12 protein-coding genes are annotated in these 26,809 nt (G+C 65.0%); 3 read left to right on the top strand and 9 right to left on the bottom strand.

Features of this window, described 5'->3' with window-relative positions; all coding sequences use genetic code 11:
- The 7 genes from AC07OJ_RS01400 to AC07OJ_RS01370 all read right to left on the bottom strand — a co-directional run bounded on the left by AC07OJ_RS01400 (nt 1) and on the right by AC07OJ_RS01370 (nt 7,716).
- Complete coding sequence (locus AC07OJ_RS01400; RefSeq protein WP_213552502.1) at nt 1–1,701, bottom strand: putative porin; 1,701 nt, start codon at nt 1,699–1,701, stop codon at nt 1–3.
- Nucleotides 1,702–1,744: 43 nt separating this feature from the next.
- Entirely contained in the window at nt 1,745–2,449 is a 705-nt protein-coding gene (locus tag AC07OJ_RS01395; RefSeq protein WP_106804352.1) for an energy transducer TonB family protein, read from the bottom strand.
- Nucleotides 2,450–2,452: 3 nt separating this feature from the next.
- Nucleotides 2,453–2,878 (bottom strand): ExbD/TolR family protein, encoded by a 426-nt coding sequence (locus AC07OJ_RS01390; protein ID WP_065905942.1) that lies wholly within the window; start codon nt 2,876–2,878, stop codon nt 2,453–2,455.
- An 11-nt stretch (nt 2,879–2,889) separates the two neighbouring features.
- The gene (locus AC07OJ_RS01385; RefSeq protein ID WP_495093730.1) at nt 2,890–4,689 is read right to left on the bottom strand and encodes a DUF2341 domain-containing protein; all 1,800 of its coding nucleotides are present in this window, start codon (nt 4,687–4,689) and stop codon (nt 2,890–2,892) included.
- A 24-nt stretch (nt 4,690–4,713) separates the two neighbouring features.
- On the bottom strand, nt 4,714–6,303 hold the full coding sequence (locus tag AC07OJ_RS01380; protein WP_213552512.1) for a ShlB/FhaC/HecB family hemolysin secretion/activation protein: 1,590 nt from the start codon (nt 6,301–6,303) through the stop codon (nt 4,714–4,716).
- A gap of 59 nt (nt 6,304–6,362) precedes the next feature.
- Nucleotides 6,363–6,956, bottom strand: coding sequence for a transposase (locus AC07OJ_RS01375; protein WP_495094258.1), 594 nt, complete (start codon nt 6,954–6,956; stop codon nt 6,363–6,365).
- Between the two features lie 286 nt (nt 6,957–7,242).
- Nucleotides 7,243–7,716: an Lrp/AsnC family transcriptional regulator gene (locus tag AC07OJ_RS01370; protein WP_065905934.1), complete on the bottom strand. Its 474-nt coding sequence runs from the start codon at nt 7,714–7,716 to the stop codon at nt 7,243–7,245.
- A gap of 157 nt (nt 7,717–7,873) precedes the next feature.
- On the opposite strand from AC07OJ_RS01370, the gene AC07OJ_RS01365 reads away from it, so the two are divergent.
- From AC07OJ_RS01365 to AC07OJ_RS01355, 3 genes are all read left to right on the top strand, one after another.
- Nucleotides 7,874–9,655, top strand: coding sequence for a tyrosinase family protein (locus tag AC07OJ_RS01365; RefSeq protein WP_495093729.1), 1,782 nt, complete (start codon nt 7,874–7,876; stop codon nt 9,653–9,655).
- Nucleotides 9,652–11,385 (top strand): DUF8225 domain-containing protein, encoded by a 1,734-nt coding sequence (locus AC07OJ_RS01360; protein ID WP_495093728.1) that lies wholly within the window; start codon nt 9,652–9,654, stop codon nt 11,383–11,385. The genes AC07OJ_RS01365 and AC07OJ_RS01360 overlap by 4 nt, the downstream gene beginning before the upstream one ends.
- Before the next feature lie 66 nt (nt 11,386–11,451).
- On the top strand, nt 11,452–13,035 hold the full coding sequence (locus tag AC07OJ_RS01355; protein WP_495093727.1) for a hypothetical protein: 1,584 nt from the start codon (nt 11,452–11,454) through the stop codon (nt 13,033–13,035).
- A gap of 181 nt (nt 13,036–13,216) precedes the next feature.
- Here the strand turns inward: AC07OJ_RS01355 and AC07OJ_RS01350 are convergent, their stop codons facing one another.
- Both AC07OJ_RS01350 and AC07OJ_RS01345 read right to left on the bottom strand, forming a co-directional pair.
- On the bottom strand, nt 13,217–25,267 hold the full coding sequence (locus AC07OJ_RS01350; RefSeq protein ID WP_495093726.1) for a filamentous hemagglutinin family protein: 12,051 nt from the start codon (nt 25,265–25,267) through the stop codon (nt 13,217–13,219).
- A 185-nt stretch (nt 25,268–25,452) separates the two neighbouring features.
- Nucleotides 25,453–26,649, bottom strand: coding sequence for a substrate-binding domain-containing protein (locus AC07OJ_RS01345; protein WP_065905927.1), 1,197 nt, complete (start codon nt 26,647–26,649; stop codon nt 25,453–25,455).
- Between the last annotated feature and the right edge of the window lie 160 nt (nt 26,650–26,809).

Here is a 26,809-nt window from a genome sequence, read left to right as displayed (position 1 = left end):
TCAAAAGCGCGTGTTGAGTTCCAGTTGCATCACATCGACTTCGAACGGCGCGCCATACACTTCGGACGCGCTCAACCAACGCGCACTGGCGTAGATGTTCTTGTCGATGCCGTAGTTGCCGCCGATGAAATAGCCCTTGGCGTTGGTGCCGCCCAAGTGGAACGAGGAATCGTTGAAACCGTCAGGCAAGGCGTCGGGCTGGATGTACTTGTAGCCAGCCAGCACGTTCCAGTCGCCGCGCTTGCGCATCTCCAGCGCGCTGCCGAGGGTCATCTGCACCATCAGCGCGTTGCCACCGCTTTCGAACTGGCCCTTGCTGTTGATGTTGTTGACGATCTCGCCTTCGCTGCGCTTGAGCATCTCGCCCTTGTCGTAGGCCAGGTTGTGGATGAAGTTGCCCTGGGTGCGCAGCTTGAAGTCGCTGGGCAACTCGGCATCCCACGCCAGGTTGAGGTCGAGCACGTCGAACTTGGACGCCAGGCCGACAAACTGCGGTTGCGGGGTCAGGCCGGGCGTGGCCGGGTTGGGGGTGATATCGCGCAGCAGGAACACGCTGTTGCCCTTTTGCATGAAGGCCAGGCGCGAGCCGTCGCTGTCACACGCCGGCTGCCCGGCCCAGGGTTCGCAGGCGCCGGAGCGTTTACCTTCGATGTCGTCGAAGTGGTAGTACGCCACCGCACCCTTGAGGCTGTTGCCGCGGTTGAGCTTCCAGTTGGCGCCGATCTGCCCGCCAAACAGCCATTTGGTTTCGCTGTCCTCCTTGTCGAAGCCGTTGCTGCTGGCCGAGTCGGAGGTGTACTCCACCGGGAACGCGCCGAGGGTGCCGAACAGCCCCCATTCGCTGTTCAGGGCATGGTTGAAATTGGCGGCGATACCATCGAAGTTGAGGTCGCCCGAATACATCATGTCGGTGGAATAGAACGGGTTGGCGAAGCGCCCGGCCGTGAGGGTCACGTCTTGGGTGGCCTTCCAGCTCAGGTAGCCCTGGTCGAGCCAGATGTCCTTCTTGCCGAAGCCACCGCCGAGGGTCTGCGTGGTGGACACCGGGTTATTGTCGGAGCCGGTGCCGATGCGGATACCGGCAGTCCATTCCGGCGAAATCACCGCCTTCATGCCCAGGCGGGCGCGCAGGCGGAACAGGTTTTCGCGGTCCTTGGTGGTGTTGAGCAGCGGCGGCAACTTGGTGTTGGTGTCTTTGTTGGTGTCGTACGGGCCGCTGTCGTTGAGCTTCGCGTAGTCAACGATTTCATTGCTGTTGTTGCCCGAGAAATACCGCGATTCATCGCGCAGGCGTATGTCGCCGTCAAAGGTGATACGCGAGACCCAGTCCGGGAACGTATTGGGCTGGGCCCAGTTTTCCTGCTTGGCGGTGGCCATGACCTCGGCCTTGACCTGGTCACGAATCTGATCTTTTACCGCCTGCGGCACGTACTGCACCCGCACATCACCCGGTGCTGCCGCGGGGCCGGCGGCCACCACCGGCGCGGCATTTGCCTGACGGGCCTGCTGGGCTTCCTTTTCGGCCTGGGCGATCAGCCCATTGGCGGTGTCCTGGGTCAGCACGCCTTGCTGCACCAGCAGGCGGATCAGGTTGATAGTGACGTTTTCCGAGGGGGCGACCGGGGCTGCCGCCGCCTGGCCGACCAGGGTCGCGATGACCATGCCGACCGCCAGGGTCAGTCGATTCACGGGGGAAATCATGTGTACGCAACTCCTGTAAAAATCCGTGGATAAAAGGTGTCGATCAATCCGGACGCCGGCCCTTGAGGGACAGGCGCAGGGGCAGCGTCAACGACGCCGGCGGTTTCTGGGTGGCACGCGGTGCCTGGATCAAGGCGAGCATCTGCGCGTCGGTCTCGGCATCGCCGCTGGACTTGGCCACCAGCGCCTTGGTGACCTGTCCATCGGCGCCCAGCCACAGGTCTATCTGTATCGAGAAGGCCTTCTTGCGCAGCGCCGGGTCTTCGCGCATCAAGCGCTGGTAGGTGCCGGCCAGGTACTGTTTGTACGTACCGGTCCCCAGCCCGCCGCCACCGCTGCCGGCCATGCCGCCGCCCTTGCCGGCACCGATGTTGAAACCATCAGTGCCGGACTGCGCGTCGCCATCGATCTGCATCGGGTTGGCCAGGTCTTCGTTGGGTGACGGCGGCGCTTCCTCGGCCGGCTTGACCTCTTCGGGTTCCGGGCTGGGCACCGGCTCCGGGACTTTTTCCTCGACCTTGGGCTCGGGCTCCTTGGGCTTTTCCGGTGGCGGCGGCGGTGGTGGCGGCAGCGGGATAATCGTCGGCACCTTCGGTGCTTCGCGGCGTACGCCACTCATGTCATTGGCCCACTGCCACAGGAACCAGGCAGCCACGGCGCCCAGCAACAACCCGGCGCCCCACTTCAACGGGCGCAGGGGCGGCTTCTTCTTCACCGGCAACGGCGCAATCGGGATCTGTGCAGTCATGGCTCAACCCTGGCTCGGTTTGCCGGTGACCAGCCCGACCTGGGACAGCTCCAGCCGGCGCAACAGGTCGAGCACTTCGATGACCTTCTGGTACTGCACCAGCGCATCGCCGCGCACGATCACCGGAAAGTCCGGATTCAGTGCTTTCTCGATGCGCAGGCGCTCTTCCAACTCACCCAGGGTCACCGGGTAGGCGTCGAGGAACACCTGGCCGCCGTCATTCACGGAGATCGCCTTGGTCTTGGCCTCCGACAGCGACACCGAGGCGCTGGCCTTGGGCAGGTGGATCTGGATGCCCGAGACCTGGGCGGTGGCGGTGAGGATAAACATCACCAGCACCACCATCAGCACGTCCACCAGGGGCGTGATGTTGATGCTGTCGACGGCGGCATCATCGTCATCGTCGTGGGAGGCATTTACGGAAGCCATGGCGATTCTCCTCAGGCCGGAACCGATGCGTGGTGTTCGCGGCGGTGCGCCGCCTCACTGTGCTGGCTCTCGCCGTGCATCTCGGCCAGGCGCGTGATGAACTCGTCGACAAACACGCGCATGTCGGCGCTGACTTCCTTGTTGCGCGTGATCAGGCGGTTGTAGCCAAACAGCGCAGGGATCGCGACGAACAGCCCCATGGCCGTGGCCAGCAAGGCCGCCGCCATGCCTGGGGCGATAGCGTTGATGTTCACGTCACCGGCCATGGCCGTGCCGAGGAACACCACCATGATCCCCAGCACCGTGCCGAGCAGGCCGATATACGGCCCGCCGGCGATGGCGTTGGAGAGGGTCGAAAGCTTGGCACTCAGTTGCTGGTTTTCGCGGGTGCGCACGCCGTCCATGGAGCAGCGAATCGCCTCGATCGTCGCCGCCGAGACCGACGAGGTGTCGGCCCCCTGCGCGCGGCGGGTGCGGATCTCCTTGACCGCCACCAGGTACAGGCGCCACAGCGAGGAATGGCTGAGGCGCTCACCCAATTGCGCGTCGTCGGCGTACATCTCCAGGCGCGTGCCGATCTGTGCGAAGTGCTCGCGGAAAATCTCGTTGGCACTGCTGACCCGGCTGACCTGGCGGTTCTTGCGCAGCATGATCACCCACGACTGCACCATCATCGCCACCAGCACCAGGATGATCACCCAGGCGTCCACCGGCACGGCGTTGAGCAGGAAACCCAGGCTGCCGAAACCGAAGCCGGACTGTTCTTCATCCACCCCGTAGGCCACCAGTTTCGACTCGGCCCCCTGGGCACTCGCATCGGCCAGCAACAGCGCAGCCGGACGCGCCACCTTGGACAGGCGCAGCTCATCGATGGCGCCGGCGAACGGCAGGTGCGTGCTGGCCGCTTCCGGCACGTCGGCACCGATCGCCAGTTGCGAGTTGAAAGCCGGCATCGCCACGGCCAGGGTCGCGGTTTCGCGGCCGTTCACATATAAGCTGAGCTTGTCGCCCTCGGCGGTGAATGCCAGGTGCTGCCATTGGCCAGGGTTCAGCGGCTGGGTCGACACGGCGCGCTGGCCGTCGATGTCCACGAACGGCATGCCCTGGTTCAGCCCCAGCAGCAAGCTGTGCGGGCCGTCACGGCGGGCCAGCACCACTTGCTCGCCACTGGCCTGGTCCAGGCGCAGCCAGGCGCTGAAGGTGAACGCGGCGCCGACGGCGTGTTGCAGCGACGGGCTGGCCGGCAGCAGCAATGGCTGGCCACTCAACTGCAGGGCGCGGCCGACCACACCGTCGATGCTCGCGCCGGTGGCGTTCACCGACGTGTTGGCATAGGCGGTGGTGTCGCGGGCCGGTGTGCCGTTGGCACCGTCAAAGTGGTAGAGCGCGGTGTAATTGGGGTCGAACGTCAGCTGCCCATTGGCGGTGGCCGGGGCTTTCTGGTTGCCGTAGTACATCCACAGGTCCTGGCGTTGACCCCCTTCGACCCTGGGCACGTCGACCCAGATCAGCGCCATGCCCATCAGCGGATCGAAGCTTTCGATCTGGTGATTGAACACGGTCTTGTCGTCGGCACTCACAAAGCGCAGGTCGGCGCCGTCATCCTTGACCCCGTCAAAGGTGAAGTTGCCGGTGTGCAGGCGCACCAGCAGCGCGGTGCGACCCAGGGCCTGGCTGATGGCGGCGCCCTGGGCGGTGGTGTCCACCGAGATCTGCTTGCGGTAGTGCCAGTCGTCCTGCCACCAGGCATGGGCGGTGGCCGGGAGCGCGAAGCCCAGGCAGATCAACAGGCTCAGAAATAGGCGTTGCATGGGTGAAGTCTCCGGAAGAAAAAGTCAGAAAGTCGCCTGCACACTGAAGTGCAGTCGCGCGTCCTGTTTCTGGGTGTTCGGTCCATCGAGCAGCGGGTAGCCCCAATCCAGGCTGCCGGACAACCACTTGCTCAAACTGGCGCGGGTGCCGAGGCCGACACTGGCCAGGCTGTATTCGTCTTCCTGCTCGGGCAGCGGGTCGTGCAGGCGCATGCGCGCGCCTTCGGCGAACGCATAGAAGCGCCACTCCTGCACGTAACTGCCAAGGAACTTGGCCAGGGATGGGGTGCGCAATTCCTGGGAGAGCAGATAGCCCTCATCCCCGGTGCGCTCGGCCGCCAGGTAGCCGCGCACCGAGGTGGCGCCGCCGGCGGAATATTGCTCGTTGGACACCAGCGGCCCCGAGGCCAGCTGGAAGCCGCCCTTGGTCGCCGACTGCCAGTCGTTGGCGAAGGTATAGGTGTAATTCAGGTCGCCCTTGAGCACCGCGAAACTCGCGCTGGCCTTGTAGCGCTTGTACTCGAATTCCTCGGCGTCGCTGCCGTAGCCGAAGAACGCGCGCGTGCCCACCACCAGACTCAGGCCGAGGCCCAATTGGGATTGCTCGGTGTAGCGATAGCCGTTGTAGCCAAAGGTCATCGGTGCGTATTTGAGGGGTACCTGGTCGCTGCTGGCGCCGAATTTCATCTGCTCGTCGAAGTCCTTGAAGTCGACCCCGAACGAGAACGAGTTGGCCCAGTTGCCCATGGCCGGCAGGCTGTAGATCGCCGACACGCCGTAGGAATGCCCCTTGCCCAGCACGTTGCTGCCGCCGATGGTGGCGATGTTGCTGTCGGACTGGTAACCGGAGAACTGCAAGGCCCAGCGCTCATCCAGCGGCGCGGTGTAGGAGCCCGACCAAACCTTGGCGTTGTCGGTGTCCTGGGGCGCAGTGAAGTAGGTCAGGGAAATGCTGTGGCCCAGTTGCCACAGGTTGTCGTAGCCGACGGTCGCCACCGAGCGCAGCTTCTCGGTGTCGGCGCTGTAGTCGTTGTTCAGGCCAATACTGGCGTGCCAGGGGTTCTGGTCTTCGACCTGCAAATCCACGTCCATGGTGCCCGGGCGCTGGCCTTCGCGCACCAGCGGCGTGACCTGGCGCCCGGCGCCACGATTGAGCCCGGCCAACTGGGTTTGCACGGTGGCGAAGTCCGGCACCGTGCCCTCTTCCAGGGCCGGCACCTGCTCGCGGATTTCCACCGGCGAGTAATGCTTGGCGCCGACCACACGGACCCGGCCGACCTTGGTTTCGCTGACCTGCAGGTAGACGATGCCGTCATCGACCTTCTGCTCCGGCAACTCGACGAATACCGATTGATAGCCGCGCGCCTGGTAGATTTTCTGCAACGCGTCACGGGCGCCTTCGATATCGTCCAGGGTCTTTTGCGGGCCGAGAAACGGGTACACCGCCTCCTCGATCGTCGCCGCGTCGAGCACGGTATTGCCGCGCACGAAGTACTCGTTGACGTCGACCTTGCGCGCCGGGGCTTGCTCCCCCTCCTCGGCCCACGCCGGTTGCGCCAAGGCGCCCAGCGCCATGCAGCACAGCGCCAGCGTTGATTTGAACAGATGCTCCACACCGCCCCCTGACATTCTGATTATGTGCGCCGCCGCCGATGGCGCGACGTATGGCCAGCTCAATTACTGGCGATCGAGGTACTGCCGTGGCGTGCCAGCCAGGTGTGCAACAGCGCGAAGTTCAAGGAGAACTCCGGCGTGTGCAGCAAGGCGCCACAAAACACGTCACCGATGATTTTCTGGATGAGTTGCACCGCCCGCGGGTTGTTCAGCAGCGTGGCGATGTCGCGGGTCAGCGCGTGGATGCTCCAGACCTTCTGGTTCAGGTCCAGGCCGACGAACCAGCGGAACAGCAGGTTGTAGTTGAGCTGTTCATGCAATTGCTGCTCGCTGGGTACCGAATACAACAGTTGCAGCAGGAGGATCTGCAGCACCGTGTGCGGGGCGATCGACATCGAGGCTTCGGCCACCAGCCAGTCGCGATGCTGGTCGAGGATTTCATCGATCTGCGGGCGCAGCAACACCAGGGAATGGCCCGCCGGGATGAAGCTCGCGACTTCCTTCAAGGCGCCCTGCCAATCATCCTGAGAGACGATCCACACCCACGGCGCGCCGTAGCGATACACCGAAACCGGCTTCTTGCGCGCCGCTTCGACGATCTTCGACAGGCGCTGGTCGAGCTCCTGCATGCCCACTTTCGAGTAACGTTCCATAGTTCCCATCGCCCCACTCCTGGCATCCTGCTTGCGGCTGAAAAGAACGCCTGTCTGGCGTCCTCAAGCGCGTTACACAGGAGAGACGGGAGTGGCCAAGGGCTACCGAACTTTTGTCATGAAAGCTTCATTTTTGCTTGAGTGGGTTACTGGGAAGGCTCGATCACTGACGCGCTTTTCTGTAGCAGCCGGCTTGTCGGCGATGCAGGCACCTCGGTACAACCAGGTGATCCCATCGCTGGCAAGCCAGCTGCTGCACACGGTAGATCGGCTGTCTTCAAGGCCGCTAACCCGCAGGGAAGCCCACCCCTTGTAGGGGCAGTTCGTAGGATTTTTTAACCGTGCGTACCACCAACGTCGACGAATAAGTCCGAATCGGAATATCCCGATAAGTCTCCAGAAACCGATAGATATACTCGGTGTATTCCGTCGCATCGCGAAACTTGGCAACCATCACAAAATCAAACTCGCCGGTCAGCAGGTAACAATCCTGAATCTCCGGGTGGCGGGTGAGGATGTGCTGCATCTTGCGGTCGATATCGTGGCTGTCCTTGTCCAGTTTGATCAGGAAAAACGCGGTCACCTGGATGCCCAGCTTGCGCTCGTCGAGCACCGCGACTTTTGCCTTGATAATCCCCACGCTTTCCATGCGGCGAATCCGCCGGTAACAACTGGTGGACGACAGTCCCACGCTGTCGCTCAACAACTCCAGGCTCTGGTCGCAATCCTTTTGCAACTTGCCCAGGATCTTCAAATCCATGGCGTCTGTCATCGGTTGTAAATCGTCCTTGAAAATTGCAATGAATCCGTCGCGAAGACGGGCCAATTTGCACAAATCCTGCGCAGCGGCTCGTTAACATCAATCCAGCTTAGCAGCCCAGCCAACACCTGGCCCGGGGCGGCATGAGAGGGATCTTATGATAGTCGCGAAACCGACATGGACCGCTGATATCCACGGCCTTTTCAGCGCCCCCTACTGGATACCGTCCGCCTCGCGCGCCGCCGTCGCCGCCACCTGGGCGGGCTGCATGAACGCCTACGACGTGTTCCTGGAAGACCCGGACTCGGTCAAGGCCTGGTCGCAGACCATTTACCAGCACCTCGCCTCGCGCAACATGCCGCTGACCACCGACCCACAGCAATTCTGGCCGATCGATGCGCTGGAAACCTTCCGCCTGTGGGTCAACCAGGGCTGGCGACTGGACGCCAGCTCGGCCTTTGACCCCGCCGAGCGCATCCCCCCACCGGCCCTGCCGCAGCCGGTCAAGCGCGTACGCCAGGACATCCGCGCCCTGAGCCCGGAGCAGTTGAACCTGTACCGCGCCCGCCTGGATGACGTGATGCACATCGGCGACCCGGACAGCGGCTCGCCCTGGCAGCGCTACGCCTACATCCACACCAACTGGTGCCTGCATTACCAGGAAGCGTTTGCCCTGTGGCATCGCGCCTACCTGCTGCACCTGGAAGCGCTGATCGACTGCGCGATTCCCTATTGGGACTGGATGGCCGCCGACGCCAGTGTCGATGGCAGCCCGCAGGCCGGGCTACCCCAGGCCTTCCTCGACGAGACCTACGTGCACCCGCACACCGGCGAAGTGCGGCGCAACCCTTTGCGCTATGCGGCGGCCAAGGACGGCTGCTCAAAAGTCTGCGCCAGCGTCGAGGGCGTGGACTGCCGCTATGTGCAGCGCAACCCGCTGTTCTACACCCAGGGCGAGGCGTTTCGTGTCGAGCGCACGCGCCTGTATGGCATGAGCCGGATCTTCCAGCAGCAAGTGCTGGATGCGCTCACCTTCACCACCTTCAGCCAGCCCCAGGGCGTGCCGGGCTATCCCTGGGCCAACATCACCACGTTTGACCCGCCACAGCCGGACAACCTGTACCCCAATCGCGCGCTGAATTTCGACGGGCTCTACGAACAGCCCCACGACAACTATCACGGCTGGATCGGCGGCGACATGGCCGACAACGCCTACACCGCCTTCGACCCGGTGTTCTGCTCCTACCACGCCAATATCGACCGCATGCTCGAAGTGTGGATTCGCGCCAATCCGGCCGCGCAGTACACCACCCAGTGCCTGTTGCAGCCATTCGCCGGGCACCAGGCCGAAGAGGTCAGCTTCACCAGCGCGGATGCCTGGCGCTACACCACCCTGGGCGACATGGCCCAGGACAGCCGCCACATCGGCTACGACTACGGCACCCCGGTGGCGCCGCAGTTCGGTGCATCCAAAGCCTGCTGCGAGGCACCGGCGGCAGGGACCGGCCCGTGGGTGGTGTTCGACCATGTGCGCTGCACCCACGACACCTTCCTGATCGACGTCTTTCTCAATCAGCCAGATGCCACCGCGCAGCAGGTGAACGCAGACAACCCGCATTACGTCGGGCGTTTCAGCCGGATCGGCATGGGCCTGGTGGACGACAAGGGCCGCTGCATCACCCAGGGCGTGTCCCGTGCGCTGAATGCTGCGCGCAGCGTCAAGGCGCTGCACCTGGCGCCGGCGGATGCCGCGCAGTTATCGCTGATCGTGACCCATCTCGAGAGTGGCCAGGTACTGACGCCGGATGCGTACGCGCCGCTGCCTGGCTTTATCGCGCGACTGGTGTGGGACGACCCACGCCAAACCACCGCCGGCCCCGCTACGGGCGCCGGTTGCTGCTCCACGTCCCACCACACACCTGCTGGAGAACCGACATGAGCACACCCTTCACCCAATTCACCTCCCCCGCCGAGCAGGCGCCCAAGGACTACAACAAGCTGGGCCTGGAAGACCAGTTGTCGACCTTCGAGACCAACTGGAACAACAACGTCACCGGCTGGACCCAGATGTCGGTCATCGGCAACCCCTGGTCCAACCTCAACGACGCGCCGCGCTCGGGCTACTACAACCCGATCGAGAGCGGCTACGGCACGCAGACGCCGATCACCATTACCTGGCAGCCGTTCCCCAACCGCCTGTGGACCTTCTTCTACAACAACGGCGCCGCCGTGGTGCCGCAGTTGAACGGCAAGGCCATGACCCTGGACCAGGTGATGGAACTTACCGACCACGGCCAGATTACCCTCGACGGCACACTGTTTTCGTTGTACCCGGACCCGACCGCCACCCAGCTGCAGATCCCCAGCGTGCTGTGCAAATCGATCAACTGGAACGGTCCCTACGCCGACTTTTCGCCTTCGGGCCCACGGGGCTGGCTCGATGAATACTGCGAGTGGTCGATCACCCGCGACCCCGACGGCAATATGCGCAGCATCATGTTCACCAGCGAAAACCCGGCCTACTTCCTGACCATGTGGAACATCGATCCGAATGCCGTGCTGGGGCTGTACCAGGCGTATGTCGACCCGCAGGTGAAACTCGAAGACCTGTACCTGCGCTACACCGCCAACGGTCCGACCGGCAACGCCGGCGACCCCGTGATCGATGAAACCACCGGCCGCCCCGCCTACGACACCGTGAACAAATGGAACAGCGGCACCGTGCGCATCCCCGGCGTGTCGGGCGGTGCGATGCACCTGACCTCCGGGCCCAACACCCTGAGTGCCGAGATCTACCTGGCAGCCGCGGCCACCATCCTGCGGCCGATCCGCAGCAGCGCCAACCAGCAGAGCCTGATCTGCTGCGCCCAGTACGGGCAGAACTACCGCAACTCCGACCCGCACATCGGTTTCTCGGCCAACCAGGCGGCGGTGAACAACCTCATCTCGTTGACCAATCCGATCGGCCTGTACTTGCAACAGCCCAAGTCCTTCAGCGGCTGGAAAGGCCCTCAAGGCCAGGATGTGAGCAGCTACTGGCGCGTGACCCGTGGCACCGCCGGCACCGGCCCGAACAACTCCGACCAGATCCTGCAAGCGGTGTTCGAGGTGCCGCAAAGCGCCGGGTTCTCGATCAACGACATCACCATCAATGGCACGCCGATCAATTACGTGTGGGTCATCGCCGATCAACTGAATGTGGCCCTCAGCGTGACGCCGGCGCCCCTCACCGCCACGCCCGAAGCCTGCGAATGTGTCGCGGCGAACAACACCGATACGCAACCCTGGCCCGTGCAGTTGCTGCCGCTGGACCTGTTCTACGGCCAGTCCCCCAGCGACTTGCCGGCCAGTTTTGCCCCCGGCACCTCGGCGCAGTTCGTGCTGGTGGTGCAAGGCGCCGACCCGCAGACCACGGTCGCCGACGCGCGGGTGCAGTTCTCCAACCCGGGGATCACCGCCCAGGTCACGCAGTTCCTGCCGGACGCCTCGGCTATCCCGGGGCAAACCGACAGCGGCGGCACCCAGGGCTACATCATGACCGTCACGGTCAGCAGCAGCGCCGCGCCGGGACTGGTCAGCGTGCGTGCGCTGAACCCGAACGAAGCCGCCAACCCCAGTGCGACCCAGCACCCGTGGGAAAGCGGCCTGGCCCTGGTGCCCGGCGCCTGACTGCCTGCGGCCGCCGCTGCCTGGCAGGGGCGGCCGCCCCCTGAGACTTGAGCAAGGAATGCGATCATGAACGGATGGCCTCGCCCGCTGCGCCGGGCACGCTTGAGTGTGTTCTGCTGGATAACCTGCGCCCTGCTGCTGGCCCCACCCGCGGCCAGCGCCGCAACGGACGCCCAGAGCTGCGTCAGCCAACTGGTGTTCGATCCCACCAGTGGCGGCTTCCTGCCGGTGAACAATTTCGGCACCGAGCAGGACTTTCTCAATTGTTTCGGCTGGCAGCTATTTATCGCCATGAACTGGTCGGTCAACCCCGGCTGGCCCGCCAACCCGAGCCTGGCCGGCGAGCCGGACACGCAAAGCAGCGCGGCCCAGTTCGGCGTGCCGCCCACGCCCGGCCAGCCAATGAGCAACGCCCCGGTGTGGGCCAGCTACAAGGATGCCAGCGATATCTTCCTGCCCGGCGCGGCCAAGCCGTCCGGCTGGGGTGTCGAAACCCTGGTGCCGTCCAATTGCAGCGCCTCCAGCAACCTCAAGGCGTTTGCCAGCGGCGCGCGCAAATTCATCACCGCCACCTCGGAAAGCGCCATTAACCGCAAGCATCGCTTTCACCTGTCCAGCGGCACCCAGGTGACCCTGCCGGATTCGATCATGGAAGCCTCCGGCGGCTGGCTGACGGACCAGGCGGGCAACCTGGTGTTTTTCGAGCGCAAGGTCGGCAAGGCCGAGTTCGACTACATCGTCAATAACGGCCTGTACGATGCAGCCAACCAGCTGATCGTGGCGCAGAACAGCGACAACCGGCACCCCGCCGGCCTGTCATTGCCGGCAGGCAAGCTGGTGCGCGAACTGCCGGCCAAGGCCCTGCCCCAGGAAGAACTCGGCGCCCTGGAACTCAAGGCCGCCTGGCGCGTGCTCACCAACAAGCCCGAGCTGTACGGACGCTACCTCACCACCGTGGCCTGGCTGCAACGCCCCGACACCCTGCAGTGCACCCAGGAAGTGGTGGGGCTGGTGGGCCTGCATATCATCAACAAGACCCAGACCCAGCCGAACTTCATCTGGAGCACTTTCGAGCAGGTCGACAACGTGCCCGATGGCGGCGCCGTACCGCCGGATGGCTACAGCTTCAACAACCCGGCCTGCACCGGCGCGGCCTGCACACCCAATGTGGCGCGCGTGCAATGCGACGCCAGCCATACCCCGCCCAACTGCACGCCACTGGAGCAGCCGGTGCAGGCCACGCGGGTGAACGCCACGCCCCAGGACCTGCAGGCGCTGAACACGGCGGTGCAGCAGACCTTTGCCGAGAAAACCCAGGGCCAATCGGTGTTCCAGTACTACAAACTGGTGAATGTGCTGTGGTCGAAGACGCCCAATGCTCCCAACGACCCAGGGCCGGGGCCGAACGTGAAGACGCCGCTGTCCTACGGGCCGTATGTCAGCGATCAGAATGGGGTGGTGGCCAACACGACCCTGGAGACCTACGTGCAAAACGACAACTGCAATGCCTGTCACCAGTACGCGGCGATTGCCGGCACCTCGGGGCTGGCCTCGGATTTTTCGTTTCTGTTCGGCAATGCCGACTCGGCGAAGAACACCCGGCTGATCAAGCGCGTGGAGGCATTCAAGACCCTCAAGGACAATCCATAGGCGACGCAGATGCCTCTGCAGGCGCCGGCTTGCCGGCGATGCAGGCACCTCGGTACATCAGGCACACCCAGGTGATGCCATATCAGGCAAGCCAGCGCCTACACAGGTCCGGGCAGCAGCCAAAAAAAACGGGGCGATCATTGATCGCCCCAAAGGTACATCGAGAGGTCCTTCTGTAAATCTACAAACTGATCTGCTTACGCTCCTCGTCGGTCAAGCGGGCCCGCGCCTGTTCACTCAGCGGCCCCGCGCCCAGGACTTGCACCGGGCTGTTGGGGTTGTAGCCCGAGGTCTTCTGCGCGGGCGCCGGTTCTTGCGGCAAGGGCTCGCTGCCCAGGCTCAACACTTCCACGGTCATGATCGACGGCCGGCCCTGCTTGGCCGCCGTCTGCTGGCTGCGCGCCGCGTCTTCCGCCGCCTGGGACGCCGACGCCCCTGCCGCGCTGGCCGAACTCATGGCCCCGGTGTTGACGGTGGCCGACACCGGCACCCCGGACGACTTGCCCTGGGTCTGGATGTTGGCCGCGTTCACCACGTGCAAGGCAGCGATGTTGACGTTGCCCGACACACGAATGCCCGCCTCGCCCGCATCGATGGTGCCCATCGGCGCAATCAGGTCGATATCCCCCGCCGGCACTTCCGGGATCGGGTTGAGCGTGGCGATCCCCGCACCGGTACTCGGCACCGATGGCGACAGGCCGACGTTGCCCCAGTTGTCATAGACACGCTTGGGCGGCGTGTACACGACGGTGGTCTTGGAGCCCCGACCGGCGTTGATGTCGCCTTCGCTGGTCCAGCCCATGATCGAGCCGCCGAAGGTGGTCATGATGCGGCTCTGGCCCAGCAGGATGCTGCCCAGGGAATACAGCTGGATATCGCCGGCCCCCTGGGTGATCACACCGGCGGTGGACGGCGGTGCGGCGCCTTCGATGCCGAAGGTCTGGCTGCCGCCCGGCGTGAGCATCTGGATCGAACCACCGAAGTTGGTGTGCACGCCTGCGCCGCCGAACAGGGTGATATCGCCCTTGTAGGTGAGTGGGTTGCCGGCCACGTCCTTGTCCGGGAACAGTGCCGCAATCGCCGCGCGGCCACGCAGGTAGCTGCCCTGGCGCACGCTGCCGTCCTGGTTGTACTCGCGGCCGGCGGCCTTGAGTTCGGCGAAGTACACGTCGCGGGCAAACACTCGTTGTTGCTCGGCCGGCAGGCTGGCGTAGTAGGCGCGGGCCTGCTCGCTGTTGCCGACAAACCCGAAGCGCTCGGCCAGCCAGCCGACCAGTTCGTTTTCGTAGGTCTTGGCCACCTTGGCGCCCTGCAACGACTCGCCCGGTTGCGCCAGGTTGGCGGGGTTCAGGTACGGTTCGACGAAGCGGCGGTAATCCGGGCCGTTGGCGCCGACGCCGGCTTGCATCACGATGCTCGCGCCGGGGCGTGTGTCGCCCGCCGCCACAGCGCCCAGGCTGGTGATACCGACCTTGTCGTCCATCAGGATATTGCGCCCGGCGCTCACTTCCAGATTGCCCGGGCCGGCGACGTTGAAGCTGCTGTAGAGGATGTCGCGACCGGCGCTGACGATGGAGATATCGGTGGGGCTGTTGTGCACGAACAGGTTGCCGGCGAAGGTGTAGCTACCGGTACTGTCGTCGCCACCGCTGGCCCCTGCCAGGCCGGTACCGCTGCTGACGATATCGCGCCCGGCCCGCATCCAGACCGGACCTGCGCCTTCAAAATAGGTTTGCCCAAGACGCGGATCGTCGGCGGTGGTCATCGTCAGCGTACGCCCACTGTTGACCCCCAGCAGATCCCCCGTCATTGCATAGAAGCGCGCAGGCTCCAGCGCATCCCCCCATTGGGTGCTGGCGGTGTTTGGACCAAAGGCAAACAGTGGGAACGAAATGCCCAGCCTGGCAACGTTGGCGTCGGTGGAAACGTTGCCGCTGCCCACGTCCGCTCGCCCGCCGATAAAGCCCTGGAAGGCCGGGTGCAGGATGCTCGCCAAGGTGTCCGGCGCCGCACTGGAACGGCTGATGGTCAGGTCGCCGCCATAGATCGAATCCCCCGCCAGCAGTTGCAACTGGCCGTTGGTCGACGGCGCCAATACCAGCGCCTTGAGCGGCGGCAATACGTTCGTGTTCAACGTCGAAGCGCGGCCGTAATACAGGCTGCCGTTGGCCGCGACTGCACGCAGCGTCGCCGGATATACCGCCGCCAGATCCGACTCGGCGGTATCGGTCAGCGGCGTGAGATTGCCCCCGGCGGAGAACAGGTCGATGGCCGTGCGGTCGGTCCACAGGCTGAACCAGCTCTGCCCAACGCCACTGACGCCATTGTTCTCATACGCCAGGACATTCATCTGCGGCGCGCGCCCCGGATCGGCCACGTCCTGCAGCACCAGGTCCCCACGCGTAGACAAATTGAAGGTCGCATCCCCCGGCAGCAGGCTCCAGCCCCCGGTCGCGGCCGCAGACGTCGAGCGGCTCGGGTTGTAGGCGCGGATTTCGCTCGGGCTTTGATCCTTGGGTTGGCTGCCGTAGCGCAACGTCAGGCTACCTAGGGCGCCGCCCGTCATCTGTACATGCCCGCGCAGGTCGACCACTGCACCATTGAGATGCTCCAGCGCGATCTGGCTGCCAGGGTTGACCGCCCCGCCCACCCGCACGTTCAAGTCACCGCCCCCGGTGAGTTGCAGGCTGCCATCGGCCGCGACCCGCCCGGTGCTGCCTACCGCCAGCACCAGGCCCGTGCTGCGCGGGCTGACGTTGGCGGCCACGTAGCCCGTCAGCGGTTTGAGCATCCCCGCATCGCCACCGACCTCGACATTCAGGTTGCCGCCGCCCAGGGTGCCGAACCCGGTGAAGCCCACCATCCGGTCCGCGAGGCCCGCGACGGGCACCATCGCGCCAAAGTTGATCCACCACGCGGTGGATTGCGCCTGGCTGCCGCTCAAGCCGTTGCCCTGGCGCCACAGCCAATTGCCGACGTTGGCCGAATCCACCTCGCCATCGGTCGTCACCGGACGCCCGCCCGTGGAGCGCGCCTTGCTGGTTATGTTGCCGGTCAGGTTGCCGCCGACCTTCAACAACAGGTTGCCGCCCCCCTCCGGGAACCAGGCGCCCGCCGGGCTACCGGCTGTGGCGGTCGTGGCACTGCCGGCGGTGTAGACGCCGAACAGAGATTCCATGCTCAAATCCCCGCCGGCCAGCAACTCCAGGTCCGCCGCACCGGTGCGGATCACGCTGAAACGCGTGCTGCCGCCGACGATCTTGCTCGGGCCAAACACGCCGTAATGGCTGTCGGCCAGGCGCAGGTTACCGGCCTGCGGCTGCGGTTGCAGCGCTCGGCTATCGGCTGCCTGGGTGTCGGCACCGGCCACCAGGCGCATCGACCAGGCCTCGGAGCCCGCGGGCAGCATCGGCGCCGCCGCCCACAACTTGCCTTGCCCATCCGCCCCTGGCACACGCAGTTGCACCGAGGTGGCATTGCCCGGCAACTTGACGTTGGTGCCCACCGGCAACAACGCGCCACGGGGCAGCGGCTTGGTGCCATTGAGGATCACCGTCGCGGTGCTGCCCAATACCCCCGGCAACGGCACTCCCGCAGGCCAGGTCATGATGCGCACACTGGTGAGGCTGACCAGCACGGTGCCGGCGTCCAGGATGCTGCCCGCCGGCAAGCTCACGCGCTGGGTCAATATCGTTCCCGCCGGGTACAGCACGGTCCCCGCGGCATTACGCACCGCGCCCGCCAACACGGTACCGGCCGGCAGTGCCAGGGTCGCATTGAGGGTTGCCGCCGCCGGCAAGCGGGTGCCGGCCGGCAGGCTGCGGGCCTTGATCGAGATGTCGAAGTTGAGGGCCACGCCGCCGGGGAACGTAGTGCCGTCCGCCAGCGTCACGCCGTTGCCCGGCACCACCACCGTGCCACCGGTGAAGTCGACACCGGCGCGCAGTACCCAGCCGTTGTCATCCGCAGTCGCGGCCGGCGCTGCAAAGCCATCGTTGATACTGCCGTATATATTCAGGTCGCCTCCGGCGCGCAGGGTCAGGCTGCCGGCCTCGGTGGGCTGAACCGATTTGAGGCTGGCGTAGCGATACCCGGACAGGTTCAGGTCGCCTTGCACGACCAGGTCGCCGTCAGCGCTGTTGCTGACGATTTCCACACCGGGGCGCAAGTGGAAGGTATCGCCGTAGGTCGCGTTGTTCAGGCCGGCCAGCTTGGTCTGCGTCAGGTTGGTATTGCTCAGCGCCGCATTGATGTAGGTGGTGCTCAACGCATGCAGGTCATCCAGGTATTGCTGGGTGACGACTTGATACGGCCGGCCGGTGGCCGTGGTGTCGGTGCCGACCGGCGCATCGGTGTAGGTGGCCATGCCGTTGAGGGCAATCGAACGTGCCCCCTGGATCGTCAGGCGCCCACTGGCGTCGATGGCAATGTCATTGGCGCCCACGCGAGGCGCATTCAGTTCCAGGGTGCCCCGGTTGCGTCCGTCATTGCCGGTGGCGGTTTCGGTGCCATGGCGCAGGTCGATGCGCATCCCGTCGGCCAGGGTCAGCGGGCCAGTGCCCGACCCCAGGACCACGCTGGCGCGGTTCGGCGAATCGATGATCTTGCCGTAACTGTCGACGCGCAATTGCGTGCCATGGGCGTCGAGCACCGCCGTGCCGGCCAGCGTCAGGCCGTTCTTGCCGGCCAGGTTGATGTTGCCGACGCGTTCGCCGCTGGCGTCCACTCGGCCGGTGACCAGCAGGCTGCCATTGTCCACCGAGACATTGACGGTATTGGCCTTGACGCCGTCGCCAATCGTCAAGTCGCCCTGCTTGAGCTGGAAGCTGCGCGCACCAAACACCTGGCCCTGGTTGAGGCGCTGGTTAAGGGCCGCGAACCGCTCGCTCAGGCTGCCGCTGCCGCCCAGGTGCTGGGCCTGGATCTCCACCGCGCCGGCCAGGTACGGCACCAGCGTGCCGCCGGCATCGTAGTAGCCGCTGCTGCCAGCGAGGATCTTGCCCGCGAGGTCGACGGTGCCCGCCGCGTCGCTCACCGCCACGGCGCGCAGCTTGCCCGCCTGGTTGAAGGTGGCCGAGAGGTCGATGGTCGAGCCCGTGGCCTGCCGCACATTGCCCGCGCTGCTTTGCAGCACCACGTCGCCGCCCGCGCTGTATTTGGTCAGGTCGTCGAACACGATGGCGCGACCGGACACATCAATCGAGGCGTTGTCGGTCAGCACCACATCACCACGGGCGCCCAGGGTCACCTTGCCGCTGGGCAGTACCACCGCGCTGGCCAGGCGCAGGCTGTCGCCCTGCAGCGACAACTCGCCGCCAAGCCCCTCCACCTTGCCCACCGGCCCCGACGAGGCGCTGACATCAATGGCGCCACCGGCGGTGACTTTGTTCACCGAGCCGGCTTCGCCGGTCATCAGTGGCGTGAGGATATTGAGGTTACCGCCACTGTAGGCAAAACCCTTGATCGCGTCGTAGGCGCCCTGGCTCTGGTACACCGAGAGGCTGCCCTTGTGGTTGGCGGTGATGCGCTCGCTGGCATTCAGGTTGACGTTGGCAAAGCCCAGCGCCAGGCGGTTCAAGGTGGCGGTGGTACTGGCCTGGGCGAACTCGCCATAGCCGAAGGTAATGCGCTCGGCGTTGATGTCCAGGCGCCCGCTGCCGGTGCCGGCGCCGCCAGCCACCACAGTGCCGGGGGCTGCCTCGGCGCCCTGCCAGATCAGGTTGGCCGTGTGGATGGTCGCCACATCATTCGCGCCTCCCGCGCCGTAGATCGCCGGGGTGGAGAGCAACAGGTTGTTCAACAGGGACTTGCCCGTGACCGCGTCGTAGGTGTCGAGGGTAGTCGATCCGTAGAAATTGAAGCTGTCGCGTGCCGACAGTTGCAGGGTCTCCAGGGCCGGGGCGCCGAACTGGGTGTCGCCGCGCAGCAAGCGGTCGAGCACTTGCTGGGTGAGGGTCAGGCCCGCCGGCAGGCGATTGGCCGCGGCAGCGTCAGCCAGGGCCTGCGGGCTGCCGACGTTGATGCTGGCGACGCCGAGGTTGAGGTGCCGGGTGCCGTAACGCACCTCGTCGCCCATCAGCAGGGTCTTGTCAGTCAAGGCGACGATGCTGCCCTCGGAGTAGAGAGCGGTTTGCCCGCTGCAAGGGGCGCTGGCACAGGTGCCCAGCTTGATCCCGCCGCTGCTGCTACCCGCGGGCGCACTGACCACATTGAGCAACCCATTGGAGACTGCGAGCATATTGCCCACGCTGTAGACAAAACCATCACGTGCGTCATAGCTGGCCTTGCCGCGCCCGATCGTATTGATCGACGCGCCCTGCTCCACCACGATTTCCCCGTCAGCACTCAAGAGGAATACTTCCGGCGCGGCCAACGTCGCCCCCGTACGCAGGGTGACCGAACCGCTGGGCATATTCGCCAGGTTGATGTAGCCACCGTTCTGGCCATACGAGACCTGGGTCATGCCGCCAATCATCAGGCGTGCGGCACCCAGGGCATTGAGGCTCGCCGCATCCACGGTGACGCCAGCGAAATCCGCTGTGGCCGCATTGCCTGCCGCCACCACTTCGATTTCGCTGTTGTCCATGTTGAGCACCGCCACGGTACCGGCGTAACCGCCGGCAGCCGCATCGAAACGGCCGATCCCCTGGAACGAGAAGGCATCTGCACCGGCCCCCGGCCGCAAGGCCAGCTCCAGGGTCTTGGCGTCCCGCTCGAGCATCGCCCGAGGCACGCCGAGCCTGGCGGCGTCGGCCACCGCGAACTGCGCATAACTGGTTTCGTTGTACTGGGAATAACGGCGCAAGGTATCGGCCGACGTGAGGATCAACTGGCTGGCAATGCTGTTGCTGATCCCGGTATTGGCGATGGACAGCCGCCCCGCAGTCGACCACGAGCCGTTGCGCATCTGCTGGGTCGGCCCCACGCCTGCGGCCCCGGCCAAGCCGTTGATTTCGACTCGGAACGCGCCGGGCATCAAGGCATACGTCGACGGCATCAGGGTATAGGTGCCCGCCGCGAGCCCCGGCACCCCTGCGCCGATCGTGATTTGCTGGCCGATCAACGGGTCGACCGCGCCGCCCTCCGGCGCCACGGGTGCGTAGCCGGGCTGCACGCCGGGCACAATCGCGTAGACCGGGTTGGTGCCCAGGCCCGGCAGCACAAAACCGCCGTTGGCCCCGATCTGCATCAACGGGTTGTAGCGGGCGTCGGTAGAACCGCCGCGCCCGGAAATAAACCCGGCGCCGAGTAACTCGCCGCCGCCGGACAGGTCCACAGTGGCCTCAGGTAGCACCGCCACCGACTCACCGCCGAGGACCACGCCGACCTGCAGGCCACCGTTCAACGTCGGTATCCCGCCCTGCCCGAGGAATGTCACGGTCTTGCCGTTGTATTGATAGATCTGGCCGTCCACTGTACCGCCGTAAGGCAGCACCAGGCCCCTGCCGCTCACCGAGGTCAGGCTGCCCGGCAGCAGTTCAACTTTGCTGGAGCCCAGGCTGCCGATCTCAATCAGCCCCAGCGGCGCACGCACCACCCCACCCTGCTTGATGGTCGGGCCACCCAGTTGCAGGCGACCGAACGCCGAGTACGGCACGCCAGCGGTGCTGTTGCCGGTACGGGCAATGGTGAGGGTGCGTGTCGGGTCGTAGTTGTATCCCGTGGTGTCATTGTTAGCGTCCAGATAGCCCGCCATCACCCTCGCGCCGACCTCAGTCGCCGGGTACAGCTGGGCCGCGCGCAAGGTCATATCTCCGCGCGTCATCAGTTGCGTGCTGATGCCGGTAGCGATCACATCCGCACCCGCCCCCACCAGAAACCGCAGGTCGCCCTGGCTGGTCAGTTGCACATCATCGAAGCCGCGACGGTCGATACTCACCTGACTGCTATCGCTCAGGGTCAGGTCACTCTTGTTGCTGAACAGCACATTGCCACGCACATCGACCAGGTTGCCGGAGGCATTGAACAGCGCCTGGCTGTCACGTTGAGACATGCCGCTGGTCAACACCGGATGCAGGTATTGTTGTTTGTTCGGGTCCAGCGGCGCGAGAATGCCCGCCAGCAGCAGGTAAGGCGCCGACAGGTTGATACGGGAATTGGCCGCCGCCGCTTCAGTCAGCCCCATGGCGCCGCTGTACAGGCGCAGGCTCTGGCCCATGTTCAGCGACACATCACCGTCAAAACTCAGCAGGCCATTGCTGAGCAAGGCCAGGTTGTCAAAACCGCCGGCACGCACCTGGTCCACGCCCAGCGCGCCATGGCCGTACGCCAGGCTGGCGGCGGCCGCGTCGGCGCTGCCCGGCAATGCGCTGTCCTGGTGGGCTTGGCTGAGCACCAGTTCACGGACGTTGAGCACACGGTCGGTCACGGCGCTCATGGCGTAGTACGGAGTTTCCAGCGCCAGCGACAAGCTGCCGCCCGCCGCCCCTGCACCACCGGCACGCGCTACAAAGCTGCCATCCAGGTACAGACCGTTGTTGGACGCAAAGCTGATGCGGCCGCCATTGCTTGCCACCTGCACCCGGCCCTGGCCCGGGATATCCAGGGCCGCCTGCGTACCAGAGGCGTCCAGGCGGGCGCCGTCACGCACCACCACAAACAGGTCGCTGGCCTTGGCAATCCCGGTGGCCAGGTCGATGTCGCCGCCAATGCTGATTGTGCCGCCATTGCGGACCTGGCCGTAGACACTGCCGCGATTGCTCACTGCCGTGACGGCCCGCGAGGCGACGTCGATCAGCGCGTTTTCGCCGACCCAGATCGAACGACCGTGGCCGCCAGCGTTGACCAGTTCGGAAGCCGGAACCGTCAAGCCGCCCAGGCTGACACTGCCGCCCCAGGCATTCAGGGTGCCGTCCAGGGTCAACTGGCCGACGCTGCGCAGGTTGATGCCCTGGCCAGGGTCGACGTTGATCACCGCCCCCTTGCCCACATTCAGCGTGGTCGTCGCCAGTTCGGCCGCCGTGGACTCCTGATGCCCTGCCGTCAAGGTCAGGCTGGCGCCGCGCCGTTGCGTCAGCACGCCCTTGGTGGCGTCTTCCTGATACAGCGCTGGTGTCCAGCGCTCCAGGGCCGTGGCCGGGTCGCTGCCCGTCGGGCTGGCGGAGGTCTGCTCGCCCAGGCGATAGACCGGCGTGGTCACATCCACGCGCGTACCGTCGGTGACCAGCAAACCTTCGTTGCCGGTGATGTCATAGGCCGAGAAGCCCTTGTTGAAGAAATCGCCCGCCAGTTTCAGTGTGTCGGCGGTCGGTGCGGTGGCGCTGTCGCCGATCTGCACCTTGCGTGCCTGCAACGCCAGGGTGCCGCCGCCGTTGACGCCATAGCCACGGAGTTCACCGTCCAGGGCCAGGTTGCCGAGGGCGCCTACGGTCACGTCACCGCCCTTGCCGCCGGCGAGCTTGCCGTCGAGGCCAAGGCTGCCACCGGAGGATGCATCCACCACGCTGCCGGCCGCCAGGTGCACATTGCCGGTGCTGCGCAGCGACACCTTGCCGCCGTTTACCGAGGCCACGCCGCCCACGTCGGCAGGGTCCAGCAGCAGGTTGTTCCAGCGTCCGCTGGTGTCGAGCCTGACGCCGGCGGCCACGTCGAGGCGGCCGTTGCCCGCCAGGATCGTATCGCCGACCGCCCCCGCCTTGAGCGGGTCGACCTGGCTGAGGATATTGCCCGCATTGAGACTGCCACCATGGGCCGTGAGGTTGGCATTGATGGCTACGCCCGGCCCGAACAGGGTGATGTCGCCCCCGTCCGCCACCTTCAGCGCGCCATTGACGGTGATCTGCCGGGTGGCGCCAACCTTGACCGCGCCCAACTGGTAGCCATTGAGCTGGTCACTGTCGAGCACCAGCGTGCCTTGGCGATCCGCCGGCAAGGCGGTGCTGAGGTCGAGGCCATCGGCAATCTTCTGCGTATTGCTGTCGATCAGGACCTGGTCGGTGCTGCCGCTAAGGGCATAGCGCAAGGTGCCGGTGGTCTTGTTGTAGATCGGGATGTATTGGCCAATGATCAGTTGCGCGCGCTGGGCCCGGGCCTTCTGCGATTGCTGGTAGCCATCGAGGTTGATGTTCGGCGCCTGGGTCTGGCGGTCGCCCTGGAACACGTCGCTGATCAACTGGCCTTCGAGCACCGCGCTGGTGGTGCCGACCACCAGCTTGCCGGCGTCGCGTCCCACGGTATAACCGGCCTCGTAGCGGCGCTGTGGCGCGATCAGCGGGTTGTAGTAGTACTCGGTCTGGCCCCAGCGTGCGCTGGTGTCTTCATAGCCTTTGTAGAAACCCGAATAAAGAATGTCGCCCGGCGCCCTGGAGACTTCATACAGGCGGCCATTAGGGCCCTTGAGCCAGGTCTGCTGGATATAACCGGCCTGCACATCCACGGTGCCACCGGACAGGTTGATCTGCGCGCCCTGCTGGGTCACCACCTCCTTGCCGGTAAAGGTCACGGTGCCGCCCTGGGCCATCCATTCACCCACCGAGTGGCCCTGGGTGCCGAGGTAGCCGCCGACTTCCAGCAAGCCGCCAGCGGTATACCAGCGGTCTGTGGCATAGCCGTTGGTGCCCGCCGGCACAAACACCAGCTCACGCAGGTCGACCCACACATCGTTGTTGATCAACTGGCCGCCATCGCGGTTGACCGGTGCATCGCGTTGCTCGTTACCCTGCACGTTGATCTTGATGTTGTTGGATTCCATCGACACCTGGACGCCGACGGCACCCGACACATCGATCATCGCGCCGTCGCGCACCAGGCTGCGCCCAGCGGCGCTGACCGCGACCTGGCCGCCGGTGGCGAGGGTGATCGAGCCTTTCTGGAAGTCCACGGTGCCGCCGCTGACGATCTCGATCCGTGACTGGTCGGTGCGGTCGGCCACCGCGCTGAGATTGTTGAACGCGCCGGTGACCAGGTTGGCGGGCGTGCCATCGAGATTGACCAGGCCATTGCCTTTCTGGCTGTTGAGCGCGGTGCTGCCGCTGCTGTCCAGCAGGATCGCAGTGGTGCTGCCCTCGCCCAGGGTCACGCTGCCGGTGGTGTCGGTGGCGGCGTTGAGCAAATGGACCGTGCCGCGGGTGTCCACCGAGGTGCTGGCCAGGACCACGCCATTTTGCTGCACCTGGTGCCCGGTCAGCGTGATGTCGCCGGTCGAGGCCATGATCAAGCCGCTGTTGGTGACCTTGCCGGCGCTGCTGCCGGCGTTGAGGCTGGTCGCCACTTCATTGCCACGGGTGGTCGAGCGGTCATTGCCGGTAGTGCCAACGCCCTTGCGGATGTAAAAACTGTCGCCGGCCGCCAGGGTCGCCTGGCCCTTGGCGGTGTTGATAGTGCCGGCGTTTTCCACCTCTGTGCCGAGCAGCAAGGCATAGCCGCCGGCATCGGTGGAGGTGGCCGGGCTGTGGGTCTGGATCAGTGCACCGCGCTGGACCTCGACCTTGCCCGCCGCATCGGTGAAGGTCGGTTGGGTGCCGGTGGCGTCCACGTAGATGCCACGTTGAGTGAACTGCTCATCGGTGATGTTCGCGGCGGCGGCCACCAGGTTGCGTACGTTGACCTGGCTGGTACCGCTGAAGACCACGCCGTTGCGGTTCATGATCATCACCGTGCCGGCGCCGGTGATCTGGCCCTGGATCTCGCTGGGGCGCGCGTTGGGGTCGTTGACGCGGTTGAGCACCGCCCAACTGGCCTGCTGCTGGAAATCCACCGTGGTGTTGCGCCCGACGTTGAAGGTCTCCCAGTTGAGGATCGCCTTGTCGGCGGTCTGCTCGATGGTCACCGTGGTCTTGCCGCCGGCCTGGGTCTGCACCGGGCCCCTGGCGTTGGTCCAGCCCTGGGTGAGGCTGTTATCGACCTGCAGGCCGCCCTTGCCCAGGCCATCGGGAACGGTCGAGACCTGGCCGAAGGCAGCCTGGCGCCCTGCCGCCTGCGCCGCTTGTTGCGCCGCAATCGCCGCGACGCTGGTGTTGAGCGTGCTGATGGAGCGCGACAACTGCTGCTTGACCCGCGCCTGCTGGTTCAGCGATGGAATCCCCGGCACCTGGCCCGCGCCGGTGCGCGCCGCCGTCGCCGCCTGGGACGCGCCCTTGTCGGCAAACCAGCCAGAACTGAAGGCTGTGGCCGCCTGGGCGTTGCCCGCCACCATCAACAGGGCAATGGCCTGGGCCAACGGTTTGAGGCGCAGGATCGTCTGGGCGCTCTGGCCTTGGGCAGTGCGGTTTACCGGTGATTTGCAGCGGACCATCGGAGATCTTCCTTGTTTGTAATTCGCCAGGGGCAAGACACGCCCGCGTATGAGGGTTAGGCGGTTGGCGAGGGGCCGGACTGAACTTCTGTCATGGAAAGTTCACATGGGGCTGGTAACGCAAAAAAATCAGCAACGGCACAGGCCGTTGCTGATCGGGTGTTGCAGGTCGGTGAAGGCGTGGGTTACAGCGGACGACCGATGCCGTTGCAGACGTTGGTTTTGCCGATGCTCAGACCGCTGGTTGCCGTCAGGAAAGTGTCGGTGATGGCAGCTTTCCAGTTAGCCGGCAGCGGCACGAAACGGTTGGCCGAAATCGCGGCGTCGTTGTTGGCAGTGGCGCCGAAGTGCTTGGTGAAGAAGCCACGTACCTGGGAGGTCTGATCAGCGTTGGCATAGCACTGGCTGAAGATCAGGTTGGTGAAGCCAAGGATCGGGTAGCCCGAATCAGGGTACGGTTGAACGCCGGCCGCGCCCACTGGACCGAACACTGGCACCCAGTTGTCAGGGTTGTTGATGTCCAGCGGAGCGCTTGGGTCGTTAGGTGGCAGCACCTGGGCGATGGCGTCGGAAACGTTGCCCGGCGCTGGCGACACACCTTCGACGCCGTTGGCTTCGTCTTTACCGACGCGAGCAACCTTGGTGGCGTCGTCCAGGCCTTCCAGGGTAGAGGCCGCGTAGTCAGGGCTCATGTAGGTGATGCGGCCTTGGGCGGCGCCCAGGGCAGTCATTACACCCTGGCTGCCGGTGGCAGCAACGGCGCCGGCAGGCAAGCCACCGGAGAAGCTGTTGGCGAACGTGGTGGTAACCGCGAAGGAGCCGGTTTCAGCGTTGCACTTGGCATTGAGGAAACGGGTGAACAGCTCGGTGGTGCCGCTGCTCTCGCTGCGATACACGATAACGATCGGACCGGTACGCCCAGCACCGGAAATCCCGCTCCAGTTCTTGATGCGACCGGAGAACACACCGCACAGCTCTTGCACGCTCAGGTCAACATTCGCGCTGCCGGTTTTGTTGAACGGAATGGCCACCGACGTTGCAACCGACGGCACCTGGATCAGCTTGCCCCAGGCCGGTTGTTTGGTAGATGCGTAGGTCGACAATTCAGTCGCAGTCAGTTTGGAATCGCTACCAGCCCAGTGCACGTTCTTATTGGTAACGCCGGCCACGAACTTGGTGTAGTCGTTGGTCAGGAAGGCAGCCTTGCCGTTGCCGCTGCCGACGCCGATGTAGGGGGCGAAGCCAGTGGTGAGTACGCCGGCAGTCTGGTACAGCGGCTGTGGCAAGGTCGCGCCGCCGCCGTTTACGTCAGCGAATGCAGCCTGTGCCGAGCACAGTGCAGCGAGGGTCATGGATACCGCGAGAACGTTGCGCTTAAACATGAAGAAGCTCCTTTCGTCGTGTTTGTACGTTTGGGGTAGATGGCTCTTGCATGACGCCATGGCTTCGGTCCCAAGCCGTGATGCGGGGGTGGCGAGGGGTGAGGCCATGGGTAGGAAATTTCGCAGTTTCCGATGACAGCAATAGGAAAAAACCTCGGGA

The sequence above is a fragment of the Pseudomonas sp. GW821-FHT09C08 genome, assembly GCF_059418125.1.
This window is presented reverse-complemented; position numbering and strand designations above follow the sequence as displayed.

Excerpts from the sequence above, each read along its gene's own strand:
- AC07OJ_RS01400 (WP_213552502.1), bottom strand. The coding sequence starts at position 1,701 with ATGATTTCCCCCGTGAATCGACTGACCCTGGCGGTCGGCATGGTCATC.
- AC07OJ_RS01395 (WP_106804352.1), bottom strand. The coding sequence starts at position 2,449 with ATGACTGCACAGATCCCGATTGCGCCGTTGCCGGTGAAGAAGAAGCCG.
- AC07OJ_RS01390 (WP_065905942.1), bottom strand. The coding sequence starts at position 2,878 with ATGGCTTCCGTAAATGCCTCCCACGACGATGACGATGATGCCGCCGTC.
- AC07OJ_RS01385 (WP_495093730.1), bottom strand. The coding sequence starts at position 4,689 with ATGCAACGCCTATTTCTGAGCCTGTTGATCTGCCTGGGCTTCGCGCTC.
- AC07OJ_RS01375 (WP_495094258.1), bottom strand. The coding sequence starts at position 6,956 with ATGGAACGTTACTCGAAAGTGGGCATGCAGGAGCTCGACCAGCGCCTG.
- AC07OJ_RS01370 (WP_065905934.1), bottom strand. The coding sequence starts at position 7,716 with ATGGATTTGAAGATCCTGGGCAAGTTGCAAAAGGATTGCGACCAGAGC.
- AC07OJ_RS01365 (WP_495093729.1), top strand. The coding sequence starts at position 7,874 with ATGATAGTCGCGAAACCGACATGGACCGCTGATATCCACGGCCTTTTC.
- AC07OJ_RS01360 (WP_495093728.1), top strand. The coding sequence starts at position 9,652 with ATGAGCACACCCTTCACCCAATTCACCTCCCCCGCCGAGCAGGCGCCC.
- AC07OJ_RS01355 (WP_495093727.1), top strand. The coding sequence starts at position 11,452 with ATGAACGGATGGCCTCGCCCGCTGCGCCGGGCACGCTTGAGTGTGTTC.
- AC07OJ_RS01350 (WP_495093726.1), bottom strand. The coding sequence starts at position 25,267 with ATGGTCCGCTGCAAATCACCGGTAAACCGCACTGCCCAAGGCCAGAGC.
- AC07OJ_RS01345 (WP_065905927.1), bottom strand. The coding sequence starts at position 26,649 with ATGTTTAAGCGCAACGTTCTCGCGGTATCCATGACCCTCGCTGCACTG.